Here is a 22,103-nt window from a genome sequence, read left to right as displayed (position 1 = left end):
GGAACAGGCGTGAATGTGCTCCTGGAAGGCATCTTTTATAACGGGCACGGACTGGCGGAAGGGAACCGGATTTTGCTGCGCATGCTGCACGAGGCCGGCTTCCGCGTCCGCATCGAGGCGAGGGATGCGGACGAGAGGCATAAGCTGCTCGAACCGGAGGAGGCGCGCTTCATCGCTTCGTTCGAAACGACGAAGCTCGGCTCGAACGATATTTATTTGTACAATTGGGTCGGCTCCTACGTTCGCCGCAGGCCCGAATTTCGCGTCAATATCGCCCGGACCACCTTCGAGACGGACCGCATACCGGACAGCTGGGTGCCCGAGCTGAACAGCTTCGACGAAGTGTGGGTTCAGAGCACGTTTAACAAAACGACGTTTATCAATTCGGGCGTCAACGTGCCGATCCGGTTAATACCGAATTTTTTCGACACAGACCGATTTACGCCGGGCGGCCCGGCGCTGCCGCTGCCGGTGCGGGAGCCGTTCCGTTTTTTGTCCGTCTTCGACCTGAAACGGCGCAAAGGGTATGACGTGCTGCTGGACGCTTTCCTTGACGAGTTTTCCGCGGGCGACGACGTCGCGCTCGTCATCAAAATCAGGGACAACAACAAGGTGAACCTGCTGATCGAGCAGATCGAGTCGCATCCGAAGCCGAAGCGCGATAAACCGCCCGTCTACATCATCGACCAGATGCTGTCGACGGAAGAGCTGCTTCAGCTGTACCGCGCGTGCGACGCCTTCGTGCTTCCGACCCGCGGGGAAGGCTGGGGCAGGCCGTTTTTCGAAGCGATGCTGATGGAACTGCCGGTCATCGGCACGAATTGGAGCGGGCAGGTCGATTTTATGAACTCCCGCAATGCGGAGCTTATCCAGGTCGAACAGTTCGTGGAAATTATGGATAACGAAAATCCCGCGTTTATCGGACACGTTTGGGCGGAGCCGTCCAAGAGCGACTTGCGCGACAAAATGCGGGCCGTCTTCATGCGGAAGGCGGAGGTCAAGGAACGGGCCGCATGGGCGCGCAAGGAGCTGCTGCTCAAGTTCAGCAGGAAAGCGACGGCGCGCAAGGTGGCCCGGGAGCTGACCAAATTTGCCGAAGTTCTCGTATAGCCTGAGCATCTTAGGAATGGGGAATGGACATGACGGTTGAACAAACGTCGTTTACGGTCACGGTCATCGGCCTCGGTTATGTCGGATGCGTCTCTGCCGGATGTTTGGCGCATATGGGACATCGCGTCATCGGGGTCGACGTGAACGAAAAAAAAGTGCGGCTGATCAACGAAGGCTTGCCGACGATCGTCGACGAAGGCATCGCCTCCCTGATCATGGAGCAGAGCCGCAGCGGGCGGCTGTCCGCTACGCCGAACATGAGAGAGGCGCTGGACCGGTCCGACATCTGCATGATCTGCGTCGGGACGCCGTCGAACAAGTACGGGGAACCCGACCTGTCCCATTTATGGCAAGTGGCCGGACAGATCAAGGAAGCGATCGCGGAGCGGGAACGGTTTTTGACGGTCGTCATTCGTTCGACGGTTCCTCCGGGAACGGGGAGCGCGTTCGAAGCTTTGCTCGCCGAATCCGGAAAGCGGGCCTACCGGGATTTCGCCGTCGTCAGCAATCCCGAATTTTTGCGCGAAGGGTCGAGTATCGCGGATTACTTCAACCCGCCGTACACGCTGATCGGTACGGACAGCGAGACGGCGTCGGCCGCGCTCCGCCGTTTATACGAAGGCATTCGCGCGCCGATCGTCGAAACGGACCGCGAGGTCGGGGAAATGATCAAATACGCGGGCAATTCGTTCCATGCCTTGAAAGTCGTATTCGCGAATGAAATCGGAGCCATTTGCCGCTCGCTCGGAATCGATCCGGTGCAGGTGATGGAGTTTTTTGCCGCGACCGGCAGCTGAACATTTCGCCCGCTTACTTGAAGCCCGGCTTTGCGTACGGCGGCTCGTGCCTGCCGAAGGACGTCCGGGCCATTAACGCGATCGCGCGGTCGCGGCATGTGGAAACGGCCGTTCTGCCGGCCATCGAGAGAAGCAACGACATGCATATCGACAGGGCGGTCGATTTGATCGTCGCCGAAGGCCGGATGCGCATAGGCGTTCTCGGCCTCGCCTTCAAGGAAGGAACCGACGATTTGCGCGAAAGTCCGATCGTGAAGCTGCTGGAACGACTTCTCGGGAAAGGGTACGATATTCGCATCCATGACAAAAACGTGGAGGATTCCCTTCGGATCGGGGCGAGCAACGAATATTTGGAGACGGCCGTCCCTCATCTGATCCGGTTGATGGAGCCGGAATTGGAGGAAGTGGGCCGGTTCGCCGAGCTGATCGTCGTAGCCCGGAAAAACGAACAATACGTCGAGTTTGCGAAGAGCGCGCTTCCTACGAAAGTCGTCGTCGACCTGGCGGGGGTGCCGGGGGCTCTTTCGGATTTCGGGAATTATAAAGGTTTGTTGTGGTAGCGAGTGGCGAGGGAAGCCGGGGCGCGGGACGTCCCGGCTTTGTCGTGTCGAATCGCCGATTTGGACGGGATTCTCACAACAGAAACAAATTTTTGTTCATGACCATCCCCTTCCTCAGGAAAAAGCCGTTCAAGGCGTTCCGGTGCGGCGATTGAAGCAGAGCGATTCCGTCGGCCTTGCCTCCTTTGAAAAGCTCCCAGGCGTATTCGGCCTGCGTCTCGTCTTCGAAGTAAGCACGAACCCGCGCCGGGCAATGCGGGATGACGTCGTTCGCCATGATTCGGCATATGCCTTTGTTCGCGAATACGATCAAGTCGATCGGACCGGAGCGGCGGCCGTATTCGAATTGGCGTATTCGGCGGATGCAGCATATCAGCTTCTCGATGTAGGTCGCCATGCCGTCATGGTGGGAAAGCGAGCCGGAATGGACCCGGTACCGGTACAGCACCCGGTCGATTTTCTCGATCGGTCCGAGCTGAAACATTTTGAGCCACAAGTCGTAATCGTGCGTAATCCGATATTCCGGATCGTAGCCACCGGCTTTGAAAAAGCGCGTTCTCGAATACATCGCCGTGCCGTGGCACATCGCGCATACGAAGTAACGGTTTCTATAAAGCTCCTCGCGGCTTAAGCCGTAATTGAGATTCGACTCCGCGCGGCGAAGACGCTTCGGGTCGATATCGTCTTCGCCGAAGCACGATATTTTCGCGCCGACCGCGATCAGCTCGGGATTGTTCCGAATATATTCCGCCTGCACGGCGAGCCGTTCGGGAACGCTTATGTCGTCGGCGTCCTGTACGGCGATCCATTCCGTTTCCGCCTCCTCCACCGCGATATTCAAGGCGGTCGGGGTGCCGCAGTTCGCGGGCAAGCGGCATGTTCGGATCCGGCTGTCGGAAAAGCGGGAGAGAATGTCCCACGTCCGGTCCGTCGATCCGTCGTCAACGATAATGAATTCGAAATTGCCGTACGTTTGGGCGAGAATGCTGTTCACCGATCTCTCCAAATAAGCCGCCCCGTTATATACCGCCATCACTACCGATATTTTCATAGTCGGTTCCTCCAGTCGCCGTAACGGCCAAACGGTTGTCTCTTCTACTGTATGCTAGAATTGTCGGAATGTTTAGACGGATGGTCGGGGCGACATGTCCAATCATCTTCCGCTAGCCGTCATAGGATAAGAGAAGGAAAGACGGCCCTGAACTTTGCCTGAATTGGAGGGATAAGGAAGAAAAAGGGCGATGTTCCAATGGCAAATATCGGTTGCTCTTTCCGGCCAAGCCGCATGTACTGGAATGGTTGAACGGCATATGTCATTTTGCGAGAGGGGAAATGCTTCAATTATGACGAACGAAGAGTTTATTAAAGGAATTTCGTTCCGGTACGTGCAGCCCGGAACGCCGGTGCCGCAGGACAAAATGTACGGGACCGACGCCGCGTTCGAATTTTCCAACACCGTGCTGCCCGCGGACGAGGCGAAAATGAGAACCGCGATGGCCGGCATCTGGCAAATGCCGAAAATGTCCTCCTTCGCGATCGGCTCGATCATCAATCGGGTCGTCTCCCAGCTTCCGCCGAACCAATGCTTCGTCAACGTGGGGGTATGGAACGGATTTTCCTTCCTGGCCGGGCTGCTGAACAATCCCGGCAAACCGTGCATCGGCGTCGACAACTTCTCGGAGTTCGGCGGCCCGCGAGCGGAATTCATGCATAGGTTCAACAAGCATAAAGGTCCGGGGCACCAGTTTTACGACATGGACTACAAAGATTATTTTACGAACATACACCGCAGTCCGATCGGCCTCTATTTCTTCGACGGCCCGCACGATTACATGAATCAGCTGCAGGGGCTGCAATACGCGTCGCCGTACTTCGCGGACGGGTGCATCATCCTCGTCGACGATACGAACTGGCCGGAGCCCCGCCAGGCGACGTTCGATTTCATAAATCTGTACCCGGGACAGTACCGCGTCCTTCTCGACGTAACGACGGCGGACAACGGCCATCCGACGTATTGGAACGGGCTCATCGTTTTGCAAAAAGGAATGTGACCGACGTGGAAGCGGAACGCGGTGCAGCTTTCAGGTTGAGCCCGCATCTTTTTGTCGCGGGGGAGGGAGAAGAAGCATGAGCGAAGCGACTCCGAGCGGCGTATATCCGACGCTCTGGCATTGGGTCGAGCGGTCGCGCGCCGGCCGACTGCGCGATCATGAAATGCAAAACGTGATCTATCTGGAGGAAGCCGTCCGCCTGGCCAAACCGAAAAGCGCGTCGCTTCCGCTTCTTCCCGCCTTCCAAAGCGAAGCGGTCTCCGTTCCGAAGGCGTACGTCGCCGTATTGCCCGAAGGGCGGTACTGGGTCGCGGAAAACCGGATGGCGGCCGTCATCGCCCCGGACAATAAAATCGTGATGGACGTGTCGATGCAGTACAAGCGGACGAATGCGATTCATCCGGTATACAAAAGACGCGCGCTGCCGAAATCGACCTATACGGGGGAGACGGTCGCCGTCGTCCACTTCCTCTGGGACCACAATTATTACCACTGGCTCGGCGACGTGCTCGCGCGCATTCATCTGATCGACAGAAGCGGCATCCGCATCGACAAATATATCGTAACCGGAAACGGCCCTTCCCGCTTCCAGACCGAAACGCTGGCCATGCTGGGCATACCGGAGCGGAAAATCGCCCGCCTCGGGCCGGGCGCGCACCTGAAGGCGCGAAGGCTCGTCGTTCCGTCGCTCGACATGTACCGGCTGCTTCCGTTCGTACCGCATTCGATGCCCGGCTGGGCGAGCCGCTATTTGCGATCGGCGCTTTCGAGCCGGGCCGCCGCCTCGCCGACGCCCGGGCCTCGGCGCATTTACGTCAGCCGCCGGCTTGCGTTCGACCGCAAAGTGACGAACGAGGACGAGGTGTGCCGATTACTGGAACGATTCGGCTTTCGGAGAGTCGAGCTCGAGTCGCTTCCGGTAGCCGAGCAGATCCGGCTGTTCGCCGAAGCGGACGTCGTCGCCGCGCCGCACGGCGCCGGACTCGCGAACCTGCTCTTCTGCAAGCCGGGCACGCAGGTGCTGGAGCTGTTCGCGCCCAATTACGTCAACCCGGTATATTGGTATTTGTGCAATCAGCTCGGACTCGATTATTACTGCATGCTCGGCCAAGGCGAGCGTCTGCCGACCGCCTCCGGCATCGGGGACGTCGAGCGTCGCGTTGACGACATGACGATCGACACCGCCGTCTTGACCGGCATGCTTCTTCGGATGGAAAGGGGACCTTGGGGATGAGTGAAGCGATTCCTGTCGGCACGTATACGACGCTGCGGGAGTGGATCGCCGCCTCCGCGAACGGGCCGGCGGCCGGCGGCGCGCGGCACTGCTTCGTTCATCCGGCGCAGACGGTTCGCATGACGGTGCCGGGAACCGTCGATCCCGCGCCGCATCCCGTGTTTCGGCAGCGAAGCCCGACATCGCCGGAAGGGTATGTGGCCGTCATCCCGGAAGGACGGTACTTCGGCGGCGACAATCATTCGAGCGCCGTCATCGCTCCGGACAACAAGCTGATTTGGGACGTCTCGCTCAATTTTCATATCCCGAACTGGGTCCATCCGGTGTTCAAGCGGCAATCGCTCCCCCCCGCCGTCCGTACGACGGAGACGGTGGCGGTGCTGACGTTCGTATGGAGCCGCAACTATTTCCATTGGATGATCGACGCCGTCGGCCGCATCGATTTGATCCGCAGGAGCGGACTGACGGTCGACAAATACATTATTTCCGGCGACGGTCCCGCCCGATTTCAGGAAGAATCGCTCGCGCTGCTCGGCATACCGAAGCATCAAATCGTCCGTTCCTACGACGGCCTGCACCTGCGGGCGGCCCGGCTTGTCGTGCCGTCGCTGCAGCCGTACAGCTTGCTGCCGTTTTTGTCGAATCAAGTGCCGCGATGGGCGACCGATTTTTTGCGCAGCGAGCTGTTCAGAATCGTCAAACCGCGCCCCACAGGCGGATACGATCGCATTTATATAAGCCGGAGAGACGCGAAGCACCGGAAGGTGCGGAACGAAGCCGAAGTGATTCGCGTGATGAAGGCGCACGGCTATAGGGAGGTGACGCTGGGCGGAATGTCGGTCGCCGACCAGGTGCGGCTGTTCCATTCGGCCAAAACGATCGTCTCTCCGCACGGCGCCAGCCTCACCAACATTATGTTTTGCCGCCCCGGGACGCAGGTTCTCGACATTTTCGCACCCGAATACATGTATCCGTGCTTCTGGCACATCAGCAGCTATTACGGCTTGCGCTATTCGTACTTGATCGGCGCGGGCCGCAGGCTGACCGAAAGCGAGCACATCGGCCTGGTCGGGAACGTATACGCCGACTTGACCGTCGATATCGGTTCGCTCGTCGCCATGCTCCGGCGACTCGCCGCCGGAAGCTGAGCCGCGAAGCGAAGAAACCGTCTCCGCGGCTGCACAACCGGCGAACTCCGATCATAAAATATGGGGAAGTTTTGTAATTCTAGAAGGGGGAGTACTTCTTGCAGCATGAAGTCACCTCGATTATCGCCCACATGGCCAAATCGCATTGCGAGATGGCCCGCGTGCTCGAAGCGAAACGGCAGTCGATTTTCAATATCGCCCATATCGTAACGGCGCTGCCGAACGAATCGATCCAATTCGGCGGGACGGAGGCGATCGCCGCCAATTCGATCGATTTGACCAAAAGCGTAACCGCCTATTTGAGCAGTTTGGCCGATTTGGCCGACGCGATCGGCGACCATCTGGAGCTGGTCATTAAGGAGCTGTCCGAGACGGAAGAGGAATGAACGCGGCTTAAGCGGCCCGCGGAGCGAAGGAGGGAATAGGATGGAACGGGCGGATTCGTTTTTGTGGATGCTCCGGGCATCGGCCAAAATGCAGCACGACCTGTCGCTTATTTTGGAGGCGAAGGCGAACGAGGCGGAAAAGTCGCGGGATTGGATTTGCGTGCATTTGAACCATCAAAGCTACGACAATCACGAAGATCAGCTGAAAAAGCCTCTCGAAATGCACGAGTCGTTCGTCGAGCTGATCGACGGCCTCACCAAGCTGGAAAACGCATTATCCAAAAATTTAAAAGTCGTGCTGAACAAAAACGAAGATTTCTCGTCGGGCGGAATGGACGGCTTGGGCATGGGCGGCTTGTTCGGCGGCTTGGGAGACGATACGTAATGGGCTGGCTGAAGAGGCAGCAGGAAATGAAGCTCGACATTCTGGAGTCGCTCGCCCGCAGCCAGCGGGCGATGGCGCGCATTATCGAGAGCGCCGCCGACATGAACGAAGGGGGAGCCTCGGGCGCCGGCGACGATAAAGAGCTGCGCAAAAGTCTCGAAGCGATCGCGCGTTACCAGCTTGCCATCATGGAAAAAATGGTCGGCATTACGATCGGCGAAGTATGCTCGTCGCAGCCGGCGCGCCCGTGGACGAACGAAGCGCTGCGGGTCGCGCCGCTGTACGGCGCGGGCGAAACGCAGCATCAACCGGAAAAGCACCCCCGCCACGAAGCTACGTGAGCGAGGGTGCTTGTCGTTTGCGATCGTTCGGAAATCCCGCGGCGGGTCAAATGGAAAATTTGCTCAGCGATTCCTTGAGCGAATCGGACAAACGCTCCAGCTTCCCGGACAGCCGGACGAGTCCGTCGCTGATGCCGAGCTGCTCCGAGCTGAGCGACGCCACTTCCTGCGAGGTGGCGGACGACTGCTCGGCGACCGCGCTGACGTTGCTCATCGCCTCGGACAGAACGAGCTGGGAATCCTGCAGCTCGCGGACCGACGCGGTCACTTCCTGCAGCTTGCCGGCGAAGCCGTCCATTTGCGCCTGCACCTGCTTGAAAATGTCGTCCGCATTTTTCACCGACGCGATCTGCTCCTGGAAGATCGGATACGCCTCGGACAAAACGCCGACCGTTTCCTTCATCTCCGTCTGGATGCGGTCGGTAATTTGCGCGACGACGTCGATCGACTGCCGCGACTGGTCGGCCAGCTTGCGGATTTCGTCGGCGACGACCATAAACCCTTTGCCGGCCGCTCCGGCGCGGGCCGCCTCGATCGTCGCGTTGAGCGAGAGAATGTTCGTCTGCTTCGTAATGTTGTTCAGCATGTCCAATATTTTGCGGATCGAGCTCGTGCTCTCCTGCAGCTTCTCGACCTTCTCGGCCATCGCGCGGATCATGTCTTCGGTCGTTCCCGTTTTCGTAATCAGCTCGGACATGTAGTCCGCGCCTTTGCGGCTGGCCGCCTGCACCTCCGCCGCCGCCGTCTCCATAATCTCGTTCGCGTCGACGACGTGGCCGACCTTGACGCCGATGCCGCCGGTCAAATCGCTGCCGCGCTCCGCTTCGACGGCGAGCGAGGACGCGCCGCTGGCGATCTCTTCCGTGGCGACGGCGATTTCCTTGGCCGAGATCGACGTTTTCTTCGACGCTTCCGACAGCTCGGCGGCGGTTTGCAGCACTTCCTGCGCCGATGCGTTCGTTTGCGACACGAGAGCCGTAATCTGCTCCATCATTTCGTTGAAGCTGGCGGACAGCTGCCCGATTTCGTCGCGGCGGTTCGTCTCCTTCGTGCGCACGGTCAAGTTGCCGCGGGCGCCTTCCGTCATCAGGTTGCGCAGCGCGACGAGCGGTCTCGCGATCATGCGGATGACCTGAATGCCGACAAGCACGGCGAGCACGATGGCGAGCACGACCATCCCGGCCGTCAGCTTCGCTATGACGGAGGCGTCCTTGACGAGCTCGCCGACCGGAATGATGCCGACAAGCAGCCAGTCCGCCCTGGCGATCGGGTCGTAGACGGCAAGAATCGATTCATTGTCCTTTTCCGTTTCGAAGTTGGACGACGTCTCGCCCGTCTTCGCTATGTTTGCGTTTACGTCGATTATGTACGGCGTTTCCGGCTCTCCGCCCTGCTCCGTGAACACGATGTTGTTGTCTTTGCCGACGATCGCGATTTCGCTGCCTTCGCCGATCGAAACGACGCCGAGCGCGTCTTTCAGCGCGTTCGTCTTCAGCTCCACGATCAGCACGCCTTCGACCGTGCTCGATTTGATGTTGCGCAGCACGCGCGCGACCGCGAACGAATTCGGCGTCGAGACGTAGCCGGATTTTTTCGTGGGCAGCCATACCGCCTTGCCGTCGCCGTCGACGATTTTTTTGAACCAGTCCGACTTGTAGACGTCGTCCTTGGCCGGAGTGGCCGTCCGGTACGATTCGGTCGATTCCGCGCTCAGCGGCAAAATGTTGATGTCGGCGATTTTATTGTTGGACAGCGTATAGCTTTTGAGCCGGTTGCTTACGAGCTGTCCCGTCTGCAGCTTGTCGAATTGCGACAGCGACTTGTCCTTGTACTTGGTCATGTTGTCGGCGACGGCGTCGTCGGACATGATCTGAACCGTAATATTTTCCATGCTCTCCAGCATGAAGTCGACTTTGTCGGTCGCCTGCGAGATCGTCTGCTGGGAGGCGTCGGCCACTTTGTTCTTGATGACGCTCTTCGATATTTGATAAGACATGATGCCGATTACGAGAACGAGGGGCACGATGCTCGCGAAAAAAATAAGCAGCAGCTTCGTTCCTACCGATCTAACCGGATTTTGCAGGCCGATTTGCCGCCCCAATCGCTTCATGTCGGTCGCGGACACGCCATCTCTCGCCTTGCCCCAAAATTTCGACAATTTCGAGACAGCTTTCGACAATGTCCCTTTCATAAAAATCCCACCTTCGCCATTTTCGTCATGTTCGCATGAAGTTCACCTACCTATTCGACAACAATTTCCGTTCTCCTTTCGCATGCGACAAATTTCGTAGAAAAACATTCCAGTTTCGGCGGGGGAAAACGGGACTTGCAGACGATTGCCGGGGAAGAAGGGAGGGACTTATAAGCCGCAAGGACGATGGCGGACGGCGAAAAAGCTCCCGGAACCCGGGAGCTTTCGGCGGGGGATGCGACTTTCGGCACGGCATCAGCCGTCGGAAGCCGGATTCGCCTTGTGCGGAACTTTGTTCAGGATGCCGGTCATCCGGTCCGCGAGCGACTCGGCCTTTTCCAAGCCGCCCCAAAACAGTTCCATTTCGGCGCCCAGCTCCTCGATCGTGTCGACGTCGGCGAACAGCTCGTGCAGGAAATAGCCGTTCTCGATCCGGCCTTTCGAAATGTTGAGCCCGGACAAGCTGGCGGCGTCCCAAACGGCTTCGGTCACGCCCGGCATGCAGGACAAAAAGCCGGTTTCCTCGGTCAGCCGCCTTTGCAGCGCGGGATCGAACGCGACGCGCAGGAAGGAGAGCGCCAGCTCCCGCTCCTCGCTTTCTTTCGGCACCATGAAGGCGTTGGCGACGAGCAGCGTCGATTGATGCGGTCCGAACGGGAGCGGAGCGATTTTCGATTCGAACGGCATCTGGTCGCTGCGCCACCCGGCCATTTCGATCGTCGTCGTAAGCGTCATGGCCGCTTTCTCGTGCAGAAACGGGCGCGAGCCCCGGGACAGCGTCGCGACCCGTTCGCGGTACAGGACGTCGTGAAAGAAATTGAGCGAGCGCACGATATCGTCGCGATTCGAGAACGAATCGAACTTGACGCCGTTTTGCAGGGCGACGACCGGCCAGCGGCTGAACAGCGCGGAAAGCGAAAAGCCGTACGTATCGACGATGCCGTCTCCGTCCAGGTCGGCCGTCAGCCGGCGGGACGCTTCGACGAAGGCGTCCTTGTCCCAGCCGTCGGCAGGCTCCTCCACGCCGAACCTGGCGAACAGGTCCGGGTTATATGCCAAATAGACCGGCGAAAACGTCGAAGGGACGGCGATCTGGACGCCCCGGTCGCGGAACGGCAGGGCGACGCGCGGATACAGGGAGCCGAGCAGGTCGCCGAGATGGTCGCCCAGATCGAGAAACGATTCCGTCAGGGCGGCGTCGGCGAAGTTGCGGTCCGTCACGAGCACCAGATCCGGATAGCGGCCGAGCTCCTCGCTCGCACGCAGCGATTCCCAGAAGTTCCAGCTCGGGATGCTGAGCAGCTTGACGTCCACGTGCGGAAATTTGCTCTGAAACGTCTCGATGATATGGCCGAGGCAAAGATCGGCGTAATGCGAAGGCGAAGTGGCGAGAATGCGAAGCGTCCGCCGCTCGCTTGGCGGTATGACGAGATCGGGCGAGACGATCGTGCCCTGTCCGACCTTTTTGACGATCAGCCCTTCCTTCTGCAACTGCTCCAAAGATTTGCGCACCGACGTGCGGCTGATCCCGTAATATTTGCACAGCTCGTTTTCCGAAAGCAAATATTCCCCGGGCTTGATGAAGCCGGACATGATCTGCTCGCGCAAAATGTTCGCCAGGCGGGAGTAGCGGAATTCGTTGTCTCGTCTCATAGGTACCTTCCGTTTCGAATCGTTTTATCCAAATTATAGCGGAAAACCGCCGGTTCGAGAAGCGATCGACGGGATGCGGATAATATGATACAACTATAATACAGGTTGGAGGCGGGCGGAAACGAAAAAAAAGTTAACTGCTTTCGAAAGAAAGATCAACATTTCGCCGCCCAACCTTGGTATAGTTATAATGGGGTGAAATCCGGCCGGGACTTTGGCCGATGCCGCCTTCCGGGCCAATGTTTATTCGTTTCCGGATTCGGTCGAGGGATTGCTCTCTTCCCTCCGTCCCGAGTTGAATCGAATTGGGCCCGTGGCGAGCCGTCGGACAAGACTCCCGTTCCGAGTCGAAAGGGGAGAATCCGTTTTGGTATTGGATCGTTTAGGCATTTTGACGGATGAGGTGTATCCGGACAATTTCGCAAAATCGCTCGACTGGATCAAGGAGCAAGGGCTGAAGCACATCGAGGTGCGTGTCGTGGACGGCGTCAATATCGCGAATATGAGCGACGAGCAGGTGGCGGCGGTTCGCGCCCAAATCGACGCGAGAGGGCTTTCGGTATCGGCGATCGCTTCGCCGCTGTACAAATGCGCGCTCGATCCGTCGCGGCCGGTCGCTTCGGGCGACGTGTTCGGCCAGGCGGAGGAAAGCGCGGAAGCGCATCACGAGAAGCTGAAGCGCGTGATCGCCATCGCGAAGGCGCTCGGCACGACGAACATCCGCATCTTTTCGTTTTGGCGCGAGAAGGAGCCGGAGCGCTATTTCGGCGAAATCGTCGAGCATCTGAAGAAAGCGGCCGCGATCGCCGAGCGGGAAGGCATTCTGCTTCTCCAGGAAAACGAGCCGGCCTGCAACGGCGGCTTCGCCGAAGAAGTGGGACGCATCGTGCGCGCCGTCGGCTCGCCGGCGATGAAAGCGCTGTGGGATCCCGGCAACGAAGCGTACGGCGGACGCCCGGCGTTCCCGGAAGGCTACGGGTTCATTAAAGACGTTCTTGCACACGTTCACATAAAAGACGCCTACGTGCTGCCGGACGGCTCGTCCCGATGCGTGCCGGTCGGCTCGGGCAACGTTCCGTTCATCGCCCAGTTGCAGGCGCTGCGGGACGACGGCTACGAAGGGCTGTTCACGATCGAGACGCACTACAAGCCGGAGGGCGGCTCGAAGGAAGCGGGCTCGCGCATGACGCTGGACGCCTTCCGCGTGCTCGTGCGCGAAGCGTTTCCGTCGAATTGATACGGGGAGGTAGACGAGAGTGAAAACTTGGGGATTCGGCATTATCGGCACCGGCTCGATCGCGGATTTTCACGCCGCCGCGATCAAGGAGCTTGAGCGCGGCAAGCTTGTCGCCGTCGCCAACCGGACGGAGGAACGGGCGAAGGCGTTCGCCGAGAAAGAAAATTGCGGTTACGTGACCGATTACAAACAGCTGCTGGCGAACCCGGACATCGACATCGTATGCGTCACGACCTCGAGCGGCAGCCACGCGCCGATCGGTCTCGACGTGCTGAACGCGGGCAAGCATCTGATCGTCGAGAAGCCGATCGCGATGAATACGAAGGATTCGCTGGAGCTGATCCGGGCGGCGAAGAAGAACGGCGTGACGCTGTCCGTCATCTCGCAGCGCCGGTTCGAAGCGCAGCACGTCGCGGTGCGCAACGTACTCGACAGCGGAGCGCTCGGCAAGCTGCTGCTCGTCGAAGTATCGCTGCCGTTTTACCGCGCCCAATCGTATTACGACAGCGCCGAGTGGCGCGGAACGATCGCGCAGGACGGCGGGGCCCTGATGAACCAGGGCATCCATTCGATCGACCTGCTGCTCTGGTTCGGCGGCCTTGTCGACACCGTGTACGGGAAAACGGCTACCCAGACGCACCGGATGGAGGCGGAGGATATCGGGCTGGCGCTGCTGACGTTCAAAAACGGCGCGTTCGGCACGATCATGGCGTCGACGAGCATTCAGCCCGGCTTCGCGGCCGCCTTGAACCTGTACGGGGAGAAGGGGACGATCAAGCTCGAAGGGTCCGCGATCGCGCATTGGACGGTGCCGGGAATCGAGCCGCCCGATCTGGGCGGCAACACGAATTACGGCGGCGTCTCCGACCCGCGCAGCATTTCCCATGTGAACCACCGCGTGCAGATGGAAAACGTGATCGCCTCGATCGAAAACGGCGACGAACTGTATTTGAAGGGCATCGACGGCCTGCGCGCCGTCCAGCTCGTCGAAGCGATCTACGACTCGTCGGCGAAGGGCGTTCCGGTGAAGCTGGAAGAGGTGTCCGAATGAGCAGGGGCGCGCTTCTGCTCGGCACCGCCAAGATCGACATCACGCCGGCGAGGCCGATTCCGCTTGCCGGGTTTGGCAACCGGAGCGGGCCGTATCTCGGCGTCAACCGCCGGCTGTTCGCGAGAGTGAACGTTTTCGAGCAGGAGAGCGGCGGGAGTACGCGCCGCCTCCTGATCGCGCAGGGCGACATCATCTGGTGGGGCAGCGAACGGATGGAGCGCATCCGGTCCGAGCTCGGGTCGCGCTTCGGCATCGGGCCCGCCGACGTCATTTTGAGCGCCCAGCATACGCACGGCGGTCCGCAGACGAGCACGCTGTTTTGCGACGTACTCGGCTTGCCGGACGAGGACTACTTGCGGGAGCTGGACGAGGCGCTGCTTCGCGGCGTCGAACAAGCGGTCGCGCGGCTCGAGCCGGTTACGGTATGGCGCGGCAAAGGCGAATGCGTCGTCGGCGTCAACCGGCGCAAGCTGGTCGGCGGGCGGATGACGATGGCGCCGAATCCGGAAGGCCCGCTCGATCCGGACGTGAACGTCGTCCGGTTCCGCAAGGAGGACGGCTCCACGAAGGCCGTGTTCCTTCATTATGCGTGTCATCCGACGACGACGAATTCGAATTACGTCACGTCGGAATATCCGGGCGTCGCCGCGGAACGGCTGGAGGCGACGATCGGCTGCGGAGCCGTCGTCTCGTTTCTGCAGGGCTGCACCGGCAACGTGCGCCCGGCGCTGCATCGCGACGGGAAGTTTTACTCGGGCACCGAGGAGGACGTCGCGCGGCTCGGCCGGACGCTCGCGGACGAAGTCGAGCGCGTGCTGGCCGGACCGATGGAGGAGATCGCCCCGGCGCTCGAAGCCGGCAGACGGGCCGTCGCGCAGCTGCCGTTCCAAGAGCTGCCGACGAAGGAGCGGCTCGAGGCGAGCGTCGCCGAGGGCGGCGTCTCCGCCCAGTGGGGCCGGAAGCTGCTGGGCGACCCGAACAGGCTGCGGCCGAGCATCCCGCTCGAGCTGACGCTGCTGCGGCTGTCGGGCGATTTGTCCTTTCTGGCGATGGACGGGGAAATCGTGCTGGAATACGGCGAATACATCAAACGGCGGACCGGCGGGCGGACGCTGCCGATGGGATACAGCAACGGCATGATCGGGTACGTCCCGACCGCCGCGCAAATCGAGGAAGGCGGCTACGAAGGCAAGGATTCCGGCGTGTACTTCGCCCTGCCGGCGGCGTTCGCGCCGGAAATCGAGAACGTCATCAAAAGCGCGATCGACGAATTGATCGGAAAGGAAGAGTGACATGAGTTTGCAACCACAGCCTGTCAAGGCGGAGTCGGTAGATCGGCTGAAAGTGAACGTATACGCGAACCGCGGCGATTTGGGCACGTCCGCCGGCCGCGCGGCCGCGGCGAAAATCAAGGAGCTGCTCGGCTCGAAAGGCGCCATTCGGATGATTTTCGCGGCGGCGCCGTCGCAAAACGAATTTTTGGAGACGCTCGCGGCCGATCCGGACATCGATTGGTCGAAGATCACCGCGTTCCATATGGACGAATATATCGGGCTGCCGAGCGACGCTCCGCAAAAGTTCAGCCGTTTTTTGAGCGAGCGGCTGTTCGACAAAGTGAAGCCCGGGACGGTCCATCTGATCGACAGCTCCAGTTCGATCGAGGCGGAATGCAAGCGGTACGGCGACTTGCTGCGCGAGGCGCCGATCGATATCGTCTGCCTCGGCATCGGCGAAAACGGCCATATCGCGTTCAACGATCCGCCGGTCGCCGACTTCAACGACCCGCTTACGATCAAGCCGGTCGAGCTGGACGACGAATGCCGCCAGCAGCAGGTGAACGACGGCTGCTTCCCCGCGTTCGAGGACGTGCCGACCCATGCGCTTACGCTGACGATTCCGACGCTGCTGTCGGGCTCGTATTTGTACTGCATGGTGCCCGGCCCGACGAAGCGCGCGGCGGTGCGCCGCACGCTGAACGGCCCCGTTTCGACGGAATGCCCGTCCACCATCCTGCGCAATCACCCGAACTGCACGCTGTACGTGGACCGCGATTCGTATGGAGCGTGACGGGATGAGCGCAAACGGAATCGGAGACGGAAGCGGTTTTTCGATGCTGGAAGGCATTCATTATGCGACCGGCAAGCCGGTGCGCGTCCTCGTGCGCGACGGCGTCATCGCCGAGCTGGAGGCGCTCGACTACGCGCCGACCGACAAGCTGCCGTGGATCGCCCCGGGGCTGGTCGATTTGCAGATCAACGGCTATGCGGGGGACGACTTCAACACGCTGCCGTTTACGGCCGATACGGTCGTCAGGGCGAGCCGCGCGCTGTGGAGCGAAGGCGTGACGTCGTACTATCCGACGGTCATCACGAACTCGCCGGAAGCGATCGAGGAAGCGGTCGGCATCATCGCCGGCGCGTGCGACCGCGATGCCCGGACGAACCGGTCGATCGCCGGCATTCACGTCGAAGGCCCGTTCATCTCGCCGGAGGACGGGGCGAGAGGAGCGCACGGCTTGGAGTTCGTCCGCGCGCCGGATTGGGAGCTGTTCGAGCGGTGGCAGCGCGCCGCCGGCGGACGCATCCGCATTTTGACGCTGTCGCCGGAATGGCCGAACAGCGCGGAATTTATCGCGAAATGCGCCGCGAGCGGGGTGACGGTGTCGATCGGCCATACGGCGGCGACGCCGGAGCAAATTCGCGAGGCGGTGCGGGCCGGCGCCCGCATGTCCACGCATCTGGGCAACGGCGCGCATCTGACGCTGCCGCGCCATCCGAACTACATTTGGGAGCAGCTGGCGCAGGACGACCTATGGTCGTGCGTCATCGCCGACGGGTTTCATTTGCCGGAATCGGTGCTCAAGGTCGTCTTCCGGACGAAAGGCGCGCAGGCGATGATGGTCAGCGACGCCGTCTATTTGTGCGGCATGCCGCCGGGCGAATACGAGACGCACGTCGGCGGCAAAGTCGTGCTCACCGAGGAAGGGCGGCTGTCGCTCGCCGGCAATCCGAAAATTTTGGCGGGCTCGGCGCAAATGCTGCTGTGGGGAATCGAGCACGTGCTGCGCAGCGGCCTCGCCGACTTGACGGACGCGTGGGAGATGTCCTCGGTGCGTCCGGCCCGCTTCATGAAGCTGCCCGCGGGCGACGGATTGACGGCCGGCGCGCCGGCCGACATCGTGCGGTTCGAGCGCAGCGGCGACCGGATTCGCGTGCTGGAGACGTACAAGGACGGAGAGCTCGTCTACGAACTGGAGGAAAAACGGATATGAAACTGGCGGCATTCAGCGGCGTTTTGATCGACCACAGCATCCAGGAGGCGCTGCGGCTGACGAAGCAGCTCGGCTTCGACGGCATTGAAATCGCGGCGCGGGAGCCGCATTTGTCGGGCACGACGAGTGCGGCGCGAATCAAGGAAATCCGCTCCGTCGCGGACGGACTCGGTCTGGAAATTCCGGTGATCGCCGGCTATATGGGAGGCTTCTCGACCGCTAGCGACAAAGAGTGCGAGCAGGCGTTCGCCGATTTCCAGCGCATTCTGGAAGCGGCCGGAACGCTCGGCGCGGACATGATTCGCGTCGGCTCCGGCGGACCGAACGCCTTCCTGGCGCACGACTACCATTACGCGAAGGCGGCCCATTGGCTGCGGAAATGCGCGGCGCTCGCGGCCGAGCACGGCAAGAGCATCGTGCTGGAAATCCACAACGTTTCGCTCGTCGAAACGGCGGAGTCCGGGCTGCGGCTGCTGGACATGGTCGGCGCAAGCAACGTCGGCCTCATTCACGACGCGGGCAACATGTACATCACCGACACGGACTACGGCCGCGATTCCGTCATCGCGCTCGGGAAACGGATGTTCCACGTTCACGTGAAGGACGAGAAGCGCGTCGCGGAAGTCGGCGCGCCGGGCACGTTCGTCAACCGGACGAAGCACGGGGACGAGAAGTTTTTGCAAACCCGGCTCGGCGAAGGCGAGGCCGATCATCAGCCGCTGTTCGACGCGCTGAAGGAAACGGGCTATTCCGGCTGGATTACGCTGGAATGCCACGCGCCGTTTCCGGCGTACGAGCGTCTGGCGCACGATCTCGCGAAAGTGAAGCAGATGCTCGGCATCGCTTGACGGGGCGGCAGCCATCGACGCCGGAGAGCTGGAAAGCTGAAGGGCTGAAGGGCTGAAGGGCTAAGGGCTGGAAAGAGCAAGGCCGGGCGGGAAGCGCCGCCGGCGGACGAACGGCCGTATCGTACGGTCGGGCGACTGCCGGCAGACGTATTCCCGTTTTTCATTTTCGTCCGGAATCGCCCGAATAGCCCGAAATGTTCGACCGAATCGAACATAATGTGGAGTGAGCCTTTTAAGTTAGCCGAAGCGGCGGGAGGGTGATTTCGATTCGGACGAAACATATTGAGATCGGGCTGACGCTTTCCGAACAGTCGGGATGGGGGTTCGGGCCGATGGCGCTTACGAAAACTTCGCTCGCGCAGCTGTGCCGAAGACTCGGTATAGCCGCCGGTCCCGTCCGGCTGCTGGAGCTCGGGGGCGGCCAGTCGACGCTGTTTTGGCGGACGCTGCTCGGGAACGGCTTGCTCGACGCGGAAGTGACCACGTTGGAACACCATGTGGAATGGGCCGCGGAGCTGGGACGGCGAGTCGCCGGGGAGGCGAGAATCCGGGTTGTGCCGCAGACGCTGAAGCAAATTACGGACGACGAATGGCGGCGTTTGTTCGGAAATCCGCCGGAAGCGGCATCCGCATGGAGCTCCGTCGGCACTCCCGTGCCGGAATCGGATTACGGCCGGTTTACGATCCGCAACACCTTTTACGGCGAAGCCGACCGGCTCGGTTTGCCCGAGGAATCGATCGACGCCCTCATCGTGGACGGTCCTCACGGCAATGGCCGCTCTCTCGCTTTCCCGCTGCTGTGCCGGCAGTTGAAGCCGGATGCTTTGGTGCTGGTGGACGATTTCGACCATTATCCGTTTCTGGACGACCTGGAGCGCGTGTTCCGGTTCGAGGAGCTGTATCGGGAAGTGATCGGCGATAAGCGCTCGGTGCTGCTCCGGCTGCAAGGCATGGCGGCACAGCCGCGCGCGTGACGGTTTTCGCGGAATGTCTCCGGACCCATTGCCGAATGGGGGACGGAGACTTTTTGCATCATCGCGGATATTTTCGTACGCCTGCGGCAAAATAGCGGACGTTCGAGACCGCTATCCGTTACGCGGCGGCGCGGTCGGCAAATGAGCGGACGTTCGGGGCTCTTATTGACGAGCCGCGGCCGATTTTCGCGGCGAATGGCTTGAAATACCGCCCGCCGAGTACGGTCCGCCGTCCGATGTAGGGGAGGAGGAGAGGCCGCGTTCCGGCAGGCGATTTTATACGCGGCCGCCGATATGGTATAGTTTTACCAATGAAACGTACGAAACGAGGGGACTCTCTAAGGTGAAAGCAACTTTCGAATCGCTTGGAATCGGCTCGGCGCTTGCCGAAGCGTTGGCCCGCCACGGCATCGTCGAGCCGTCGAAGATACAGGAGGAAGCGATTCCCGCCGTCCTGGCGGGAGGCGACCTGCTGGCGCAGTCGCAAACCGGCACGGGCAAAACGATCGCCTACCTGCTGCCGATCATGGAAAAAATCGACCCCGCCGCGAAGGAGCTGCAGGCAGTCGTACTGACGCCGACCCGCGAGCTCGGCGTGCAGGTTGCCGCCGAGATCGAAAAGCTCGGCGCGGCTTCGGGCATTCGCGGCCAGGCGCTCATCGGCGGCGCGGCGCTTAGCCGGCAAGTCGAACGGCTGAAGCTGCACCCGCATATCGTCGTCGGCACGCCGGGGCGGATCGCCGAACTGCTGGGCATGCGCAAGCTGAAAATGCACCGCGTCCGCACGATCGTCATCGACGAGGCCGATCAAATGTTCGCGCTCGGCGCCGCCAAAGAGGCCGAGGGCATCATCGAAAGCGCGCTGCGCGACCGGCAGCTGCTGTTTTTCTCGGCGACGCTGACGCCCGACGTTCGGCGGCTGGCCGGACGGTGGATGCGGGAGCCGCGGGAAATCGAAGTCGATCCCGGCAGCCGGACGGCGGGCGGCATCGAGCATCTCGTCTTCGTCTGCGAGGAGCGGGACAAGCTCGACACGCTTCGCCGGCTCGTCCGGCTGTACGATCCGAAGTCGGCGCTCGTGTTCGTGAACGAGCTGGACGCGATCGCCGAAGTCGCCTCCAAGCTGCGGCATGCCGGATTATCGGCAGAGGCGCTGTACGGTGACGCCCCGAAGCAGGAGCGGACGACGCTGCTCGGCCGTTTTCGCTCCGGCAAGCTGCAAACGCTCGTCGCGACCGACGTCGCCGCCCGGGGGCTCGATATCGAAGGGCTGACGCACGTCTTTCACCTGCAGCCGGCGCTGGACGCCGATCATTACGTGCACCGCGCCGGCCGGACGGGACGGATGGGACGAAGCGGATGGTCCGTGTCGATCGTGACGGAGCAGGAAATGTTCATTATCCGCAAATTCGAGAAGCAGCTCGGAATCGCCGTCCATCGCAAGGCGATGTACAAAGGTCAAGTGGTCGAGCCGCACGAAGTGCGCGGCGGACCGGCGCGAGGAGCGGGCGGCCGGGATAACGGCGGCCGGGAAGCAAGTGCGCGTCAGGCGGACAAGCCGGCGCGTGCCGAAGCGGGCGGCAAGCCGGGAGCGGGAAGCGCGGCGGATCGGCGGCCGCTGCTCGCCCGGACCGGCGGGTTCCGGACGATGGGAGCGGCGAGCATCCGCAACGAGCGGGAGAACGCTCCGTCCCATCCGGAGACGGCGCAGCGGAAGAAGGCGAGCGAGCGGGCGGCGGACCGCAAAAATAAAGGCGCTCCGCGCTGGCTGAAGGAGAAGCAAAACCGGGATCCGAACAGCTAAAGACGGCTCGTACGGCAAACGAACGGCGAGCGAGAACACAAGCGAGAACGCAAGCGGTACCGACACCGGGCAAGTGCGAACAAGAGCTGAGCCGGAACGAATAAAGCGGAAGGACGCGGTATTTGGCGCTCGCTTTCGCGTACATGGGAGAGAAGCGGCCTTGATTCGAAAAACGTTGTACGTCGTTGCCGCGCTGCTGCTGGCGGTCGTACTCGCCTGCGGCGCGGCGCTCTGGTACGCCCGTCCCTCGGAACGGCTCGACCTCGCTTACGAGCCCGTTTCCGTCGCGCAAAAGGTGGTCGACATGGTAAAGGTGCGCAAGCCGGAGCTAACGATCAGCGAGAAAGAACTGAACGATATATTGAAAAAAGAGCTGGCGAAGCGGGCGCAGGTGCGGCCGGACGTTACGATCGAGGGCGCCCGTTTCGAACAGCGGGCGAACCGGGTGACCGCTTACGTCAACGTGAAGGCGGCCGGGCGCGTCGAAGTCGGCGCCGCCGTCGATTTCGCACTTGAATGGAAGCCGCCGAACTTGATCGTCCGCCCGGAGGAAACGCGCATCCGCAGCCTGCGGATTCCCGCTTCCTGGCTTCCGCTCGAGCCGATCGTCGTTCGCGTGGACGAATCGCTCCCGCCGCCGATCGGCATACGGGATATTCGCTTCGAGCCTCGGCAAATCGTCGTTTCGCTGAAGCTTTCCTGACCGCGCGGCATACGGATGCGACCGGCGCGAAACACGCCGTAAATCCGGCCGGGCAGCGGCTCCCGGCAGCCCCCGAAGCCGAATCCGAAAAAACCTTTCAATTACGCCATATGGCGGATTGAAAGGTTTTTTCGATAATCCCGCAAGTACCTTCGTTTCCACGTCCGGCGGGCCGCCGGAATCGAACGAACGGGAAAACCTCCCGTTCGCTCGCTCTCCTGGTGGCGCCGTTTCGAAATGCCGGGAAGAGCTCCGGTTCAAACGGCGCCGAATCGGCAAAAAGTTTCGGCTCCGATAGCGATTGCTAGGTTCGTTAGCCGCATGTCCGAAAAACGGAAGAAGCAACGGAAGTCGAAAAC

At 61.1% G+C, this 22,103-nt stretch carries 21 protein-coding genes; 18 read left to right on the top strand and 3 right to left on the bottom strand.

Annotation, left to right across the window (positions count from 1 at the left end; genetic code table 11):
- Positions 1-9: 9 nt before the first annotated feature.
- From PV407_RS29045 to PV407_RS29035, 3 genes are read left to right on the top strand one after another with little or no spacing between them, the layout of a single operon-like run.
- Positions 10-1,110: a glycosyltransferase gene (locus PV407_RS29045; protein ID WP_332093510.1), complete on the top strand. Its 1,101-nt coding sequence runs from the start codon at positions 10-12 to the stop codon at positions 1,108-1,110.
- A 29-nt stretch (positions 1,111-1,139) separates the two neighbouring features.
- A complete protein-coding gene (locus tag PV407_RS29040; RefSeq protein ID WP_332093509.1) occupies positions 1,140-1,907 on the top strand; it encodes a nucleotide sugar dehydrogenase in 768 nt (255 codons plus the stop codon).
- Positions 1,844-2,467, top strand: a complete 624-nt coding sequence (locus PV407_RS29035; RefSeq protein WP_332093508.1) for a UDP binding domain-containing protein — start codon at positions 1,844-1,846, stop codon at positions 2,465-2,467. The genes PV407_RS29040 and PV407_RS29035 overlap by 64 nt, the downstream gene beginning before the upstream one ends.
- A gap of 73 nt (positions 2,468-2,540) precedes the next feature.
- Here the strand turns inward: PV407_RS29035 and PV407_RS29030 are convergent, their stop codons facing one another.
- The gene (locus tag PV407_RS29030) at positions 2,541-3,518 is read right to left on the bottom strand and encodes a glycosyltransferase family 2 protein (protein ID WP_332093507.1); all 978 of its coding nucleotides are present in this window, start codon (positions 3,516-3,518) and stop codon (positions 2,541-2,543) included.
- Positions 3,519-3,810: 292 nt separating this feature from the next.
- On the opposite strand from PV407_RS29030, the gene PV407_RS29025 reads away from it, so the two are divergent.
- From PV407_RS29025 to PV407_RS29000, 6 genes are all read left to right on the top strand, one after another.
- Positions 3,811-4,518: a class I SAM-dependent methyltransferase gene (locus tag PV407_RS29025; RefSeq protein WP_332093506.1), complete on the top strand. Its 708-nt coding sequence runs from the start codon at positions 3,811-3,813 to the stop codon at positions 4,516-4,518.
- Between the two features lie 76 nt (positions 4,519-4,594).
- Positions 4,595-5,752: a glycosyltransferase family 61 protein gene (locus PV407_RS29020; RefSeq protein WP_332093505.1), complete on the top strand. Its 1,158-nt coding sequence runs from the start codon at positions 4,595-4,597 to the stop codon at positions 5,750-5,752.
- Complete coding sequence (locus tag PV407_RS29015) at positions 5,749-6,900, top strand: glycosyltransferase family 61 protein (protein ID WP_332093504.1); 1,152 nt, start codon at positions 5,749-5,751, stop codon at positions 6,898-6,900. The genes PV407_RS29020 and PV407_RS29015 overlap by 4 nt, the downstream gene beginning before the upstream one ends.
- Before the next feature lie 98 nt (positions 6,901-6,998).
- On the top strand, positions 6,999-7,286 hold the full coding sequence (locus PV407_RS29010) for a nucleoside-diphosphate sugar epimerase (RefSeq protein WP_332093503.1): 288 nt from the start codon (positions 6,999-7,001) through the stop codon (positions 7,284-7,286).
- A 40-nt stretch (positions 7,287-7,326) separates the two neighbouring features.
- Positions 7,327-7,671, top strand: a complete 345-nt coding sequence (locus PV407_RS29005) for a restriction endonuclease subunit S (protein ID WP_332093502.1) — start codon at positions 7,327-7,329, stop codon at positions 7,669-7,671.
- The gene (locus PV407_RS29000) at positions 7,671-8,012 is read left to right on the top strand and encodes a hypothetical protein (RefSeq protein ID WP_332093501.1); all 342 of its coding nucleotides are present in this window, start codon (positions 7,671-7,673) and stop codon (positions 8,010-8,012) included. Before PV407_RS29005 ends, PV407_RS29000 begins: the two co-directional genes overlap by 1 nt.
- A 46-nt stretch (positions 8,013-8,058) precedes the next feature.
- Here PV407_RS29000 and PV407_RS28995 read toward each other — a convergent pair whose 3' ends face one another.
- Positions 8,059-10,203 (bottom strand): methyl-accepting chemotaxis protein, encoded by a 2,145-nt coding sequence (locus tag PV407_RS28995; RefSeq protein WP_332093500.1) that lies wholly within the window; start codon positions 10,201-10,203, stop codon positions 8,059-8,061.
- A gap of 255 nt (positions 10,204-10,458) precedes the next feature.
- Positions 10,459-11,856 (bottom strand): extracellular solute-binding protein, encoded by a 1,398-nt coding sequence (locus tag PV407_RS28990; protein ID WP_332093499.1) that lies wholly within the window; start codon positions 11,854-11,856, stop codon positions 10,459-10,461.
- A gap of 367 nt (positions 11,857-12,223) precedes the next feature.
- Here PV407_RS28990 and PV407_RS28985 point away from each other — a divergent pair, with 367 nt between their 5' ends.
- The 9 genes from PV407_RS28985 to PV407_RS28945 all read left to right on the top strand — a co-directional run bounded on the left by PV407_RS28985 (position 12,224) and on the right by PV407_RS28945 (position 21,744).
- On the top strand, positions 12,224-13,093 hold the full coding sequence (locus PV407_RS28985) for a sugar phosphate isomerase/epimerase family protein (RefSeq protein WP_332093498.1): 870 nt from the start codon (positions 12,224-12,226) through the stop codon (positions 13,091-13,093).
- Between the two features lie 19 nt (positions 13,094-13,112).
- Entirely contained in the window at positions 13,113-14,144 is a 1,032-nt protein-coding gene (locus PV407_RS28980; protein ID WP_332093497.1) for a Gfo/Idh/MocA family protein, read from the top strand.
- Entirely contained in the window at positions 14,141-15,436 is a 1,296-nt protein-coding gene (locus tag PV407_RS28975; protein WP_332093496.1) for a neutral/alkaline non-lysosomal ceramidase N-terminal domain-containing protein, read from the top strand. Before PV407_RS28980 ends, PV407_RS28975 begins: the two co-directional genes overlap by 4 nt.
- 1 nt (position 15,437) lies before the next feature.
- On the top strand, positions 15,438-16,211 hold the full coding sequence (locus PV407_RS28970; RefSeq protein ID WP_332093495.1) for a glucosamine-6-phosphate deaminase: 774 nt from the start codon (positions 15,438-15,440) through the stop codon (positions 16,209-16,211).
- 4 nt (positions 16,212-16,215) lie between these two features.
- A complete protein-coding gene (locus PV407_RS28965; protein ID WP_332093494.1) occupies positions 16,216-17,415 on the top strand; it encodes an N-acetylglucosamine-6-phosphate deacetylase in 1,200 nt (399 codons plus the stop codon).
- On the top strand, positions 17,412-18,263 hold the full coding sequence (locus PV407_RS28960; protein ID WP_332093493.1) for a sugar phosphate isomerase/epimerase family protein: 852 nt from the start codon (positions 17,412-17,414) through the stop codon (positions 18,261-18,263). Before PV407_RS28965 ends, PV407_RS28960 begins: the two co-directional genes overlap by 4 nt.
- A 332-nt stretch (positions 18,264-18,595) precedes the next feature.
- Complete coding sequence (locus PV407_RS28955) at positions 18,596-19,237, top strand: hypothetical protein (protein WP_332093492.1); 642 nt, start codon at positions 18,596-18,598, stop codon at positions 19,235-19,237.
- Positions 19,238-19,580: 343 nt separating this feature from the next.
- A complete protein-coding gene (locus tag PV407_RS28950; protein WP_332093491.1) occupies positions 19,581-21,041 on the top strand; it encodes a DEAD/DEAH box helicase in 1,461 nt (486 codons plus the stop codon).
- Between the two features lie 160 nt (positions 21,042-21,201).
- Positions 21,202-21,744, top strand: coding sequence for a hypothetical protein (locus tag PV407_RS28945; RefSeq protein WP_332093490.1), 543 nt, complete (start codon positions 21,202-21,204; stop codon positions 21,742-21,744).
- Positions 21,745-22,103 lie beyond the last annotated feature (359 nt).

This window comes from Paenibacillus sp. GYB003 (genome assembly GCF_036577625.1).
GTDB lineage: Bacteria > Bacillota > Bacilli > Paenibacillales > NBRC-103111 > Paenibacillus_AB.
This window is presented reverse-complemented; position numbering and strand designations above follow the sequence as displayed.